Annotated in this window: 13 protein-coding genes and 1 tRNA gene; 11 read left to right on the top strand and 3 right to left on the bottom strand. The window is 62.1% G+C overall.

The features are described from left to right. Positions 1–69: 69 nt before the first annotated feature. From ABD928_RS02130 to ABD928_RS02115, 4 genes are read left to right on the top strand one after another with little or no spacing between them, the layout of a single operon-like run. On the top strand, positions 70–369 hold the full coding sequence (locus ABD928_RS02130; protein ID WP_187714255.1) for an accessory factor UbiK family protein: 300 nt from the start codon (positions 70–72) through the stop codon (positions 367–369). A 2-nt stretch (positions 370–371) separates the two neighbouring features. Continuing rightward, on the top strand, positions 372–881 hold the full coding sequence (locus tag ABD928_RS02125; RefSeq protein WP_345170132.1) for a type III secretion system chaperone family protein: 510 nt from the start codon (positions 372–374) through the stop codon (positions 879–881). Continuing rightward, entirely contained in the window at positions 862–1,716 is an 855-nt protein-coding gene (locus tag ABD928_RS02120; RefSeq protein WP_345170130.1) for a pyrroline-5-carboxylate reductase family protein, read from the top strand. The genes ABD928_RS02125 and ABD928_RS02120 overlap by 20 nt, the downstream gene beginning before the upstream one ends. Positions 1,717–1,742: 26 nt before the next feature. Then, a complete protein-coding gene (locus ABD928_RS02115; protein WP_187714254.1) occupies positions 1,743–2,852 on the top strand; it encodes a branched-chain amino acid aminotransferase in 1,110 nt (369 codons plus the stop codon). Positions 2,853–2,855: 3 nt separating this feature from the next. On the opposite strand, the gene ABD928_RS02110 is transcribed toward ABD928_RS02115, so the two are convergent. Then, complete coding sequence (locus ABD928_RS02110; protein ID WP_345165610.1) at positions 2,856–3,200, bottom strand: DOPA 4,5-dioxygenase family protein; 345 nt, start codon at positions 3,198–3,200, stop codon at positions 2,856–2,858. Between the two features lie 105 nt (positions 3,201–3,305). Here ABD928_RS02110 and ABD928_RS02105 point away from each other — a divergent pair. The 7 genes from ABD928_RS02105 (at position 3,306) to amaB (ending at position 11,783) form a co-directional block, all read left to right on the top strand. After that, positions 3,306–3,380, top strand: a tRNA-Gln gene (locus ABD928_RS02105). Positions 3,381–3,463: 83 nt separating this feature from the next. Further along, entirely contained in the window at positions 3,464–4,852 is a 1,389-nt protein-coding gene (locus ABD928_RS02100) for a family 43 glycosylhydrolase (protein WP_345165606.1), read from the top strand. A 195-nt stretch (positions 4,853–5,047) separates the two neighbouring features. Next, on the top strand, positions 5,048–5,434 hold the full coding sequence (locus ABD928_RS02095; protein WP_187714251.1) for a hypothetical protein: 387 nt from the start codon (positions 5,048–5,050) through the stop codon (positions 5,432–5,434). 103 nt (positions 5,435–5,537) lie between these two features. After that, positions 5,538–8,030: an FG-GAP-like repeat-containing protein gene (locus tag ABD928_RS02090; RefSeq protein WP_187714250.1), complete on the top strand. Its 2,493-nt coding sequence runs from the start codon at positions 5,538–5,540 to the stop codon at positions 8,028–8,030. Between the two features lie 53 nt (positions 8,031–8,083). Then, entirely contained in the window at positions 8,084–9,172 is a 1,089-nt protein-coding gene (locus tag ABD928_RS02085; protein WP_345165602.1) for a CaiB/BaiF CoA transferase family protein, read from the top strand. Then, positions 9,169–10,323: an aminotransferase gene (locus ABD928_RS02080; RefSeq protein ID WP_345165600.1), complete on the top strand. Its 1,155-nt coding sequence runs from the start codon at positions 9,169–9,171 to the stop codon at positions 10,321–10,323. The genes ABD928_RS02085 and ABD928_RS02080 overlap by 4 nt, the downstream gene beginning before the upstream one ends. After that, entirely contained in the window at positions 10,320–11,783 is a 1,464-nt protein-coding gene (amaB, locus tag ABD928_RS02075; RefSeq protein ID WP_345165597.1) for an L-piperidine-6-carboxylate dehydrogenase, read from the top strand. Before ABD928_RS02080 ends, amaB begins: the two co-directional genes overlap by 4 nt. On the opposite strand, the gene ABD928_RS02070 is transcribed toward amaB, so the two are convergent. Both ABD928_RS02070 and ABD928_RS02065 read right to left on the bottom strand, forming a co-directional pair. Then, positions 11,742–12,593, bottom strand: coding sequence for an EAL domain-containing protein (locus ABD928_RS02070; RefSeq protein ID WP_345165594.1), 852 nt, complete (start codon positions 12,591–12,593; stop codon positions 11,742–11,744). The genes amaB and ABD928_RS02070 overlap by 42 nt on opposite strands. Continuing rightward, complete coding sequence (locus ABD928_RS02065) at positions 12,590–12,976, bottom strand: response regulator (RefSeq protein ID WP_187714248.1); 387 nt, start codon at positions 12,974–12,976, stop codon at positions 12,590–12,592. Before ABD928_RS02065 ends, ABD928_RS02070 begins: the two co-directional genes overlap by 4 nt. Between the last annotated feature and the right edge of the window lie 16 nt (positions 12,977–12,992).

Below are 12,992 nucleotides of genomic sequence, written 5' to 3'. Positions count from 1 at the left end.
CTTCCCTATCTGCTCGCTCGGGCGCTCGCCGAACGCGTTGCCCGGCCCTTGGCGGTGGAGGAGATTGCAATGCAGTCCGAGAACAAGCTGTTCGACGACTTCGTGAAGATGGTGAACGGCGTTGCCGGGACCATGGCCGGAGTGGGCCGTGAGGCCGAAGCCTCCATGCGCGAAAGAGCGCGGGAATGGATGGCGGGTGCGGATTTTGTCAGCCGCGACGAATTCGAAGCCGTGAAGGCGATGGCCGCTGCGGCCCGCGACGAGAATGAGGCGCTCAAGGCACGGATCGTAGCTCTCGAGGCGAAAGTCGGCGGGACCGCAACCGCGGCGAAGCGTCCGACAAAGCCGAAGTCGAGCCCGGAGGCCTGATCCTGAGCGAGGAAGACGTCCAGGAAGAGCGCGACGACGGCGCTCCAATCGAAGTTCTCGAACAATATTTCGAGGCTCGTGGCTGGGCGTGCGAGCGTTCGGGCGAGGGAGAGATCGTTGCATCGGCGATCGGCAGCTGGACTCAGTACGAGCTTCGCGGAGTGTGGCGTCCCGAGGACCAGGTGCTTCAGTTCCTCGCCTTCCCCGACATCAAGGTGACGGCGGAGAAGCGCCAGGCCGTGTACGAGAGCCTGGGGTTGATCAACGAGCAGCTCTGGCTCGGCCATTTCGAAATGTGGTCGGGGTCCGGCCTGATCGTCTTTCGCCACGCGACCATTCTCGACACGCGTGAGAACGACGGCCTGACGCTCGATCAGGCCGAAGCCATCATCGAAGCCGCGCTCGAGGAATGCGAGCGCTTTTATCCCGTGTTCCAGTTCGTGCTCTGGGGCGGGAAATCGCCGGGCGAGGCCATTGCCGCGGCCCTGATCGATACGCACGGGGAGGCTTAAACTGGTCCTGAATCCAATTTGGTTCATCGGCTGCGGCAACATAGCCGGAGCCATGGTCGAAGGCTGGCAGTCGGCGAACGTCGATCTCAGCGACGCGGTCGTCATCCGGCCGAGCGCGAAGCCCGTCCCGGGGCTCCGCGTCACCAGCAATTACGCCGCTGCGGGTCCCGCTCCGCGGCTGGTCATTCTCGGCTGCAAGCCGCAGCAGCTGGACGATGTCGTCTCCCGGCTGACGGCTCACCTGACCTCGCAGACTCTGGTCGTTTCGCTCCTGGTCGGCGTCGAGCTCGAGACCTTGCGGCAGAAGTTCTGGACGGCGGGGGCGATCGTCCGCGCGCTTCCCAATCTGCCCGTGGCAGTGCGCCGTGGTGTCATCGCCTTGTACGGCGAGGACATCCCGGGCGAGCTGCACCAGGAAGTCTCCCAGCTGTTCGCGCAGCTCGGCTATGCCTTGTGGGTCAACAACGAGAGCAGCCTGGCGGCGGTCGGCTCGGTCGCGGGCGCAGGCCCTGCATATGTTGCAAGTTTCGTCGAAGCCCTGGCCAAGGCCGGGGTCGAGCGCGGCCTTTCTTCTGAGCTAGCGGCTACCGTTGCTCTAGAGACCGTGCTGGGAACCGCCTGGATGGCCGCGTCCACCCACGAGAGCATGGGCGACGTCGTACGGCGCGTCGCCAGCCCGAATGGAACGACCGAGGCCGGGCTTGCCGTGCTTCGCCGCGACGACGTGCTCGACAAGCTGGTGTCCCTGACGGTGAGCGCGGCTTCGCGTCGTGCCGCCGAACTTGCCGAGGAGGCTAAGGGGCCCAAACTTGCCCAGGAAGCTCCTTCGGCCTAGTTCCGACCCCGTAACAGGGATGGAACATGATCGGCGAACTCACCTTGGACGATGACAGCCGCCTGGCGTTCGAACCGGCCGCAAAGCCGGTTCCCCCGGAAGAGCGCGCGCGCCTGCTCGAGGACCCGGGTTTCGGCCGGGTCTTCACGGACCACATGGCCATCATCGAATATGATGAGGCGAAGGGCTGGCACGACGCGAGGCTGACCGCGCGCCATCCGTTCACGATGGATCCCGCCGCACCGGTGCTTCATTATGCCCAGGAGATCTTCGAGGGGATGAAGGCTTATCGGCGGCCGGGCGGCGGAGCGGCCTTGTTCCGGCCCGATGCCAATGCCCGGCGATTCGCCAAATCGGCGATCCGCCTGGCCATGCCGCCGCTGCCCGAAGAGATGTTCCTGGACTCCGTCCGCGCGCTGGTGCGCGCCGACCGGGACTGGATTCCCGCGACCGAGGATGGGTCGCTCTATCTGCGGCCGTTCATGATCGCGAACGGATCGTTTCTTGGAATGCGCTCGTCGACGCAGTTCATCTACGCCGTAATTGCCTCGTCGGTCGGATCCTACTTCAAGGGTGACGCGGCGAGCGTATCTCTGTGGGTGACCCGTGAGTACGTTCGAGCGGCCCCTGGCGGTACGGGCGAAGCCAAGTGCGGTGGCAATTATGCGGGTAGCCTGGTTGCCCAGGCGGAAGCCGTCCGGAACGGTTGCGACCAGGTCGTCTTCCTCGACGCCACCGAGCGCCGCTGGGTCGAGGAACTTGGCGGAATGAACGTCTTCTTCGTGTTCGAGGACGGATCGATCCAGACGCCGCCGCTGGACGGAACCATTCTGCACGGTGTCACCCGGGATTCGCTGCTCACACTTGCGCGCGACATGGGGCTAACCGTCCGCGAAGAGCCCTATTCGATCGAGCAGTGGAAAGCCGACGCGGAAAGTGGTCGGCTGACCGAGGCATTCGCGTGCGGCACGGCGGCCGTCGTCACACCGATCGGCCGAGTGAAGGAAGCGGATGGTGAGTTCGCCATCGGCGGGCAGTCGACCGGACCGCTCACTTTGCGGCTTCGGTCCGCTTTGGTGGATATTCAACGGGGCGATGCTCCCGACCCGTATGGATGGGTCGAGCAAGTCTTCTGACGTCTATTCCCCGTCGTCGAAGATCGAGAGGTCCAGCATTTCGCTCGGCCCGAACCATATCACATGCTCGGTGTGGTCGACGTAATCCGAGCCGGTGCTGGTGTGGGCAAAAATCGTCAGGCCATCCCGGTTGAGCGCCATCCATTGTGCGAAGTCACCGAACTCCTCAGGCAGGACCGTGAGCTGGCAACTGCCGCGCGGGTGAGGCCCGACCGGATTGGTGTGAAAGTGGCCAATGCGGAGGTTGAAACGCTCGCGAGCGGCGTGGGCGAGCTTCTCGGCGCGATCCAACTGGTCCGCGTCGAAATAAATGTGCGCATGGAAGTCGCGAATGGGGTTCTGGCTCATCGCGGCAACACTTAGCAGAGGCTGACGCCGAGCGCGAAGCTTGGGGTTCCCTTGATAGAAGCGGCAGCTATAAGCGCGCCTTCCCCGCATCGACGGGCCGCCTGCTGGGGCGTCGCCAAGTGGTAAGGCACCGGTTTTTGGTACCGGCATTCGCAGGTTCGAATCCTGCCGCCCCAGCCAAGCGATCAAGTCGCCGCCGATCCGGACTTTCTCATCGTTTTCATGGTTTTATCGTTGGCCTGTGCCGCGTATCGCCACGCTGAATGGTAGATGTAACTCCCAATTTCGCCGTCGATGCCAACGAGGACGGGGAAGCGACGCTCTTCTCGGTTCGCGCGTCCGACGGCTATTCGCGCAACTATCGCGTCGGTGGCGGGGAGCATGGCGATTACCTTCGCTTCTTTGCCGACCTCGCCGAAGATTTCGGGACGCGCGGGCCGGGGACTCACGATTTTCCGTCGGCCGAGATGGGCGAGGCCAAGTGGCAGCCGCTTATCACCAAGAACCTCAGCGAGCGGTCGCTGTACGGGTATGGCGATCCTGCCGTGTCCAAGGTCGATGACGGCTGGATCCTCACCGCGACGACCAACGATGCGGACGACGCCTTTCCGATCCTGCACTCCAGCGACCTAAAACATTGGGAGCATCGCGGGTTCATCTTTCCAGAAGGGCGGGCGCCAAAGTGGGCAGCGACCGGAAAGCGTGTCGCCGACTTCTGGGCGCCGGAGATGGCGAAGGTTGGCGAAGAGTATTGGACAGCCTTCACGGCGCGCCAGAAATCGAATGCCCTGGCGATCGGACTGGCACACGCTCCGACACCTTTCGGGCCCTGGATCGACAACGGGGAGCCACTCATCACGGGTGGCGAGGTTCTATACCCCGGCACAGCCGCAAGCGGCGGCGTGATCGACTCCCACATTTTCGTTGACGAGGACGGTTCCACTTACCTGTTCTGGAAGAACGACACGAACGGGCTATGGCCAAGGCCTTTGGCCGGCCTGCTTCGCGATCACCCTGAACTGATTGAGCGTCTCTTCGAACGGGAGTCCGACCGCAGGACGGCCGCCTTTGCAGCCGCAGTGCAGCCCTGGGCGAACAGCCGGCGGCCGATGGAGCGCTTCTTCCTGATGCAGCCGCTGATCGAGGCAGCGCTCGACAACTGGCCGCGGGTAAAGCCGGCCCTCGTCGACTGCGGCCATGCGGAAAGGATCGTCGAAGCGATGCGAACGCCGATTCACGCGCGACGGTTGTCGCGGGACGGGCGCTCTTTCGCCGGAGACGAGCATATCGTCCTCGCCAACGACCTCGATTGGGAAGGTCATTTGATCGAGGGCCCCTTCGTGACCAAGCAGAATGGCCGGTACTGGATGCTTTACGCCGGCAACGACTTTTCGACGCCGGCTTATGGCATTGGTGTCGCGGTGGCCGATCATCCATTCGGACCTTGGCAGAAGAAGGCCGAGCCTCTCCTGAAGTCGGTCCGGGAATGGTGGGCGCCGGGTCATGCATCCGTCGCGCCTGGCCGAGACGGTAGGCCGCAGCTCTTCTTCCACGCCTTCTTCCCGCAACGATGCGGGTACAATGCCTTCCGAGCGCTGCTCACAGTTGGGTTGGAGTTCACCAATGAAGAGGTCGGGTTGCGCGCGATTTGACGCTGGCGGCGCGCGATGTCGTCCATGCTGCGCCTTCGTTCACAACGGGTTATAGTCCAACAATCGTGGTGAATTCCGTGGAAGCCGTGAGTTCGCAATCCAGCGTTAATGTTTACGCTCATAACCCTTTGACAAGTTTATGATTGTCGCGAGATTCACGGCGGGCTAGATGAGATGCGAGGGCGGGGAGGCGGAATGCGTGAAAGACTGGTTCAGACCGCGGCCGCCGTTATTCTTGTTGCAGCTGCAGGATGCGCCTGCGCAATGACCGCCGGCAATACATCGAGGGGCTGCAAGGTCATCGGTGGCGAAAAGCTCCCGGCGGATTCCGGTGGTTCCGATGTGCTCTGCCAGGCGATTGCGGCTGCGGTTGATGAACAGGCGCCAGGCGTCGGTTATCAGATTGAGATTACCGTGCTTCCGATGTCGCGCTTGAGCGCGAAGATCACGACGGCCGAGGGTGGGACGTTGCCGGAGCAAGGATTCGCTCAGATGGACAAACCGTTGTCCAAGAGCGCTTTCCAGCGCTTCGCCAGGGCAATCGCCGCCGAGCTAACCAAAGCCGGCGGAAAGAATTCTTGATATTTGTGCAGATCGAATTTCGCGGGCATCTTACCGCGTCGATGATAGTTGGTGACACCGTTTAGGCCGGTCAATCCGGGCGCGGTTGTGGGGAGCTGAGATCTTGGTCGATATTCCGAACAACAATACGACGACGACGACGATCGCGGTGGGCGGTTCGGTCGTGAACACGATCGAGACAGTCGGCGATCATGACTGGATCAAGATCAATCTGACAGCGGGACAAGCCATAACGGTCGCGCTGAACGGCATTACGTTGGGCGATCCGTTCCTCCAGATCCGGGATCAGAGCGGAAACGTCATTTACACCAACGATGACGTGAACCTCGGCGTCAACCTGAACTCCCTGCTCAGTTTCCAAGCGAGCTACACCGGCGTCTATTACATCGACGTTGGGGCTTATCAGGACCCGAATAATCCGAACGACCCGTATCCCGGTTCAACCGGCGACTATCAAGTGAACGTCACGGCTTATCAAACACCACCGGTCTGGACCAACGACCAGATCGCGAACCAGCTTGCGAGCGGGTACTGGGGTGGCACTGCCCACAAGTTTGTTCTCGATGCGACGCGCACGCTGACGGTGGACATCACGGGTCTCACCCCGGAAGGCCAGGCACTTGCGCGAGCTGCGCTGCAGACCTGGAGCCAGATCACCGGAATCACTTTTCAGGAGACAGCCTTAGGAACCGGGGCGAGAATCACATTTACGGACACCAGCGTTCCGCCCGACGATGGAGCGTATACTTCGTCCAGCTATTCCAACGGGAATATCACGCACTCAGACATCAACGTCGATGTGACGTGGCTTTCGGATTACGGTCCCAACATTGGCGGCTATGCTTATCAGGCCTATTTGCACGAGATTGGCCATGCGCTCGGTCTCGGACACGCCGGAAATTACAATACGACGGCTGATTATCCCTACGACGCGCTTTACCAGAACGACGCTTGGGCAACCTCGGTCATGTCCTATTTCAGCCAGACCGAGAACACGTATTTTAGCGGCCAGGGCTTCACCAGCGCGTATGTCGTAACGCCAATGGTTGCCGACATTCTGGCGATTCAACAGCTGTATGGTCTCTCGACGACCACTCGGTCGGGCGACACCATTTACGGCCCGACCGGAAATGCTGGATCGCCGTACACACTGGCAAACGTAGCTTATACGATCTTCGATACAGGCGGCATCGATACACTCGACTATTCGCAGTATCAGTCTGCACAGACGATCAATCTGAATCCCGAAACCTTCTCGAGTGTCGGGGGCGAACGTGGGAACGTCAGCATTGCGCGCGGCACGGTCATTGAAAATGCAATCGGTGGAGATCGAGCCGACATCATGATTGGCAATTCGGTTGCCAATACGCTGAGCGGGCTTGCCGGTGCCGACACTCTGACCGGCGGCTCCGGGAGCGACATGTTCCGCGACACGATATCCGATCACAATGGCGACACGATCACGGATTTCAGCCTTGGCGATGCAATCGTCTTCACCGATGCGGTGCTGGCGTCGTTCACGTTCAACCTGACCGGCAACACGCTGACCTACAGCGGCGGTTCTATGACATTGAGCGGCTTCAGCGGCACAATTGTGGCCACTGCTGCAGCGGGCGGCGGAGTTCAGCTGACGATTCAGCAGGCGATCGTGCAGGACGCCCGGAACGACTTCAACGGCGACGGCCGCAGCGACATCCTGTGGCGGCACGACGATGGTCGCATTACCGACTGGCTCGGGACCGCGAATGGAGGATTTGCGCCGAATGCCGCCAACTCGTTGAACGGCGTGTCGGTCGACTGGCAGGTCGCGGCGACTGGCGACTTCAACGGCGATGGGCGAGACGACATTCTCTGGCGGAACGTCGATGGGCGGATGACCGATTGGCTAGGGACCGCCACCGGCGGTTTCGCGGACAATGCCGCAAACGCCTACAATAGCGTCGCAACCCAATGGCATGTCGTCGGCGCCGGTGACTTTAACGGCGACGGCCGCGACGACATCCTGTGGCGGCATGACGATGGTCGGATCACGGATTGGCTTGGCACCGCCAATGGCGGATTTGCCCCCAACTCAGCAAATTCTCTGAATGGCGTGTCGGTCGACTGGAAAATCGCGGCAATTGGCGACTTCAACGGCGATGGGCGTGACGACATTCTCTGGCGAAATGTCGACGGGCGGATGACCGATTGGTTGGGAACGGCCACCGGCGGTTTCACGGACAATGCGGCCAACGCCTACAATAGCGTCGCAACACAATGGCATGTCGTTGGCGCCGGTGACTTCAACGGCGACGGCCGCGACGACATCCTGTGGCGGCATGACGATGGTCGGATCACCGATTGGTTGGGGACCGCCAATGGCGGATTTTCACCGAATGCCGCCAATTCGTTGAACGGTGTGTCGGTCGACTGGCAAGTCGCCGCAATCGGCGACTTCAACGGGGACGGCCGCGACGATATCCTTTGGCGAAATGTCGACGGGCGGATGACCGATTGGCTGGGGACTGCCACAGGCGGCTTCGCGGACAATGCGGCAAACGCCTACAATAGTGTCGCCACGCAGTGGGATGTCAAACCGGACATCTTCTGGGTCTAGCAGCTCAACTGGCACCCTTGTGAAGGTGGCCAATGCCGGTGCATGGACGCCGTATGGCTGGGCCGCTCAAGGGCATCAGGATTGTCGAGATGGGCGGCATTGGCCCGGCGCCGTTCGCGGCCATGATGCTTGCCGATCATGGTGCCGAGGTTATCCGTGTCGAAAAGGCGGGGATGATCGGCTTCGAGAACGACCCGCTGCGCCGGTCACGTCGGAGCATTTCGCTCAATCTCAAGCGTCCCGAAGCTTGTGAAATTGTCCGTCGTCTCGCCACCGATGCGGATGGCCTGATCGAAGGATATCGCCCGGGCGTGATGGAGCGCTTGGGTCTTGGTCCGGACGAACTGCTCCGAGCAAATCCGAAACTGGTCTACGGTCGGGTGACGGGATGGGGCCAGGATGGTCCATTGGCGCAGGATGCCGGGCACGACATCAATTATATCGCGCTGTCCGGGTTGCTGCACGGCATTGGGCCCAAGGACCGCCCCATTTCGCCCATCAATTACCTTGGGGATTATGCTGGCGGAGCGATGATGCTCGCGTTCGGCATGGTGTCTGCTCTCTTTGCGGTGCGCGCTGGCGGCAGCGGCCAGGTCATCGACGGTGCGATGAGCGAGGGTGCAGCACTGATCGGGGCTATGACCTTCGGCTTGCTTGCCGGGGGTCACTGGAAGGATAAGCGGGAGGCCAACCTCCTCGACGGCGGTGCTCCAAATTACGGGATCTACCGCTGCTCGGACGGCAAGTTCGTAGCGATCGGCGCCATCGAGCCACAATTCCAGCAAGCCCTCGCCAAAGGCCTAGCGCTTAGTCCCGGCGCGAGCCGGGACGAGATCGCGGCAGTCATCAAGACCCGCACACGTGACCAGTGGGCGGCACATTTCGCCGGGACTGACGCCTGCGTGACGCCCGTCCTCGAGCTCGAGGAAGCGCCCCTTCATCCGCACAACATCGCCAGGCGCACGTTCATCGACCTGGACGGCGTTTTTCAACCGGCTCCGGCGCCACGATATTCGAGCACCGTGCTGGCCCGGCCGGACCCACCGCGGCTCGAAGGCGAGGATGCCGAGGCGATCCTCGGAGAGCTCGGCTATTCAGGTGAGGATATCGCGCGGATGCGGGGTGAAGGCGCGGTGATTTGAACCCGCTTTACGAGACCATGGACGTCAGCGTGTTCGAGCGCATGAGCCTCGCCGCGGCAAAGCTCGGTGCCGTGAACCTCGGCCAGGGTTTCCCCGATTTCGGATGGCCGAATGCAATCCTGGATGCCGCTGCGGAGGCTCTCAAGTCCGAATCCAATCAATATGCGCCGTCGCGCGGGCTTCCGAAGCTTCGTGAGGCTATCGCTAGTCATTATGGACGGCACTACGGAGAGCGGCTGCAGCCGGATCAAATCTGCGTGACCAGCGGCGCGACCGAGGCGCTCGGCGCAATGATCCTCGCCGCGGTCGAGCCCGGGGATGAAGTGATCATCTTCACCCCCGCCTACGACAGCTATGCGCCGATGATCCGGCGCGCTGGGGCGACACCGCGGGAAGTTGCGCTCACCCCGCCGGAGTGGCGGATCGATGCCGATGCGTTGGAAACTGCGGTGACGGACCGAACCAAGGCAGTCATCTTCAACAATCCGCACAATCCCACCGGCCGCCTGTTCGCAGGTGACGAACTGCAGATCGTCGCGGATTTCGCGAACAGGCACGATTTCACAGTGATCAGTGACGAAGTCTGGGAGCATATCCTGCTTCACGGAGACCGGTTTACGCCGTTGGCGATGCTTCCCGGCATGGCTGACCGCACGCTCAAGGCTGGCTCCGCAGGCAAGATCTTCTCGCTCACGGGATGGAAGGTCGGATGGATCGTGGCATCGCCAGCCAAGGCGGCAATTACGGCGCGTGCCCATCAATTCCTGACCTTCTCCACCGCACCCAGCCTCCAGTCGGCGGTTGCCTACGGACTTACCGAAGGCGATGCCTGGATCGAGCCGATGCGCGGGCGCTTCTCGCGGGCCCTCAACCGAATGAGCGAAGGTTTGAGACAGGCAGGTTACGTCGTTCTCGAACCCGCTTCGACCTATTTCCTCTGCGTCGACCTTGAGGCGTCCGGCATCGAGGTCGACGACGAGACCTTTGCAAATGCGGCCGTCGAGCGGGCAGGGGTGGCGACAATCCCCGTGTCCGCCTTCGCAGAGGACAATCCGTCGCGTCATCTCGTCCGGCTCTGCTTTGCCAAGCGTGACGAAACCATCGATGCGGGCGTGCAAGCCATGGCCCGCGCAAGGGAGCTTTTCGCATGAGCCCGGCAGAAGAAGCCGCCAACATCTTGGAGCAGTTCGGCGTCGTGTCGACGGGCGATCTCGCGAGCTACTCGCCGATCGATGGCGGCGAGATCGGTCGGGTGCGGTTGGGCGACCCGGCTCTCGCAGGCGACCGAGCTGCCGATGCATTCTGGCGATGGCGATCTGTTCCCGCCCCACGCCGTGGTGAGCTCGTCCGGTTGCTCGGCGAAGAGCTACGCGGCGCCAAGGAGCCCTTGGCGCGGCTTGTGACCCTCGAGAGCGGGAAGATCGTTCAGGAGGGGCTCGGCGAAGTTCAGGAGATGATCGACATCTGCGATTTCGCGGTTGGGCTATCGCGTCAGCTATACGGGCTCACGATCGCCAGCGAACGGCCCAATCACCGGATGATGGAGCAATGGCTCCCGCTCGGACCCGTGCTGGTCATCAGCGCCTTCAATTTTCCAGTCGCGGTCTGGGCCTGGAACGCGGCATTGGCGCTCGTCTGCGGTAATCCGGTGGTCTGGAAGCCCAGCGAAAAGACGCCACTGACGGCCGAAGCGGTTTTGGCTCTAGTCCGAAGGGCATTGGCACGTTTCGGAGATGCGCCTGAAGGTCTCGTTCAACTCGTTCAAGGCGGTCGCGATGTGGGCGAAGCGCTCGTCGACGATCCGCGGATCGCGCTGGTTTCGGCGACGGGGTCGACCGCCATGGGACGCGCCGTCGGGCCACGGGTTGCGCGAAGGTTCGGGCGCGTTCTGCTCGAGCTTGGCGGGAACAACGCAATGATCGTTGCTCCGTCCGCCGACCTCGGACTCGCCGAGCGGGCTATTCTCTTCTCAGCGGTCGGGACGGCGGGCCAGCGATGCACTTCGCTTCGGCGCCTCATTGTCCACGAGGATGTGTACGGGCAGCTCGTGCCAAAGCTGAAGCAGCTTTACTCCAGCGTCCGGGTCGGCGACCCGCGGGAACGGAACACTCTCGTTGGTCCCCTGATTGATGAAGATGCATACGCGGCCATGGAACGTGCACTCGGCGGCGGACTGGAACGGGTCGATGGCGTTGCCGGGGGCTTCTACGTTCGCCCCACTCTGGTTGAAGTCGAGCAGCAGGAGGGGCGCGTCCTGACAGAAACCTTCGCGCCGATCCTATACGTGATGCGATACCGAAAGTTCGAGGACGCACTTCGCCTCAACAATGAAGTGCCGCAAGGGCTTTCATCCGCCATTTTCACCAATGATCTGCGCGAGGCCGAGCAGTTTGTGGCAGCGGCGGGCTCCGATTGCGGCATTGCCAACGTCAACATCGGCCCGTCGGGGGCGGAAATCGGCGGGGCGTTCGGGGGCGAGAAGGAAACGGGTGGCGGACGCGAAAGCGGCTCGGACAGCTGGAAAGCCTATATGCGTCGGCAGACCAGCACCGTGAACTACGGCAAGGACCTACCGCTCGCTCAGGGCATTCGCTTCAACATCGCCCCATAGCTCCAAATCTTCGTCGGATAGGAGTTGCGGCCAACGCTTCTTGAACTCGCGGTTCCAGTCGAGGAGCGCGTCCGGCTCGAGCGGCGGGGAGATCAGAAACCCCTGGACGACGTCGCATCCCAGCTCGCGCACGCAGCGGAGCTGTTCGACCGTCTCGACGCCCTCCGCCGTTGCAACAAGACCAAGGCCATGGGCGAGTTCGACGATCGTTCGAACAATCAGGCGGGAATCGTGCGCCTGGGGTAGATCGACGACGAAGCAGCGGTCGATCTTCAGCTCTGTGAAGGGCAGCTGGCGAAGTTGAAGAAGCGACGAATAGCCCGTCCCAAAGTCGTCGATTGCAAGGCCGATGCCCTTGATCCGGAAGCGGGTAAGCGTGTCCATCAGTTTCACGAACTGTTGGGTGGCGCCCTCCGTCAATTCCAGCACCAGTCGGTCGGCCGGCACTTCCATCTCGCGGCAGATGCGTTCGACGAGGTCCGGAAAGTCGAGACTTTCAAGGCTGACGGCCGAGATATTGAACGCAAGGCGCATCTCAAGGCCCTGGTCCTTCCATCTGCGCCATTGCTGGAAGGTGGTTCGCAGGCCCCACTCGGTCAGCTTGTCAATGAGGCCATGCTCTTCGGCGAGCGGTACGAAGCGGGTGGGGGAGACGGAGCCCAACTCGGGATCGTCCCAGCGAACCAGGGCTTCGACCCTCCCCAAGGTGCCGTCGCGAAGGCTGACCTTCGGCTGATAGACAAGACGAAGCTGATTTTCCGCAAGCGCCTTCCTGAAGCTTTCGAGGAGCTTGCGGTCTGCTGCCGTCAAGAGGGCACCACCGGCTTCAGTCGCTTGAGCAGGTTCTCGAGCTCTTCCAGTCGGACGGGCTTCTCCAGCGGCCCGGCCATCTGCAGGCCCTGCGCCTCACCCAGGCGGAAGGCGGATTCCAGAACCCGGCGATCAAACCCGCTGATAATCAGGACCGGCCCGGCAAAATCCTCGTCGGCCAGGAATCGCAGCAGTTCGACGCCATCGACCGGCATACCCAGATCCATCGCGACAGCGTCTGGCCGTTTCGCCTGAAATTCGGCGCGGAAGCTTGCGTCGTTCGACGTGATGGTCGGACTGAAACCGATTTCGCGGGCCGCACTGGCGACGAAATCGGCAAGCGCCGGCTCGTCATCAATCAGCAGCAGCTGAGGCTGCTTCATCGCCAACTCCCATCCA

This window comes from Sphingomonas daechungensis (assembly GCF_039543105.1).
Lineage (GTDB): Bacteria > Pseudomonadota > Alphaproteobacteria > Sphingomonadales > Sphingomonadaceae > Sphingomicrobium > Sphingomicrobium daechungense.
The sequence above is the reverse complement of the archived record's forward strand: the minus strand, read 5'-3'. Positions and strand labels throughout refer to the sequence as shown.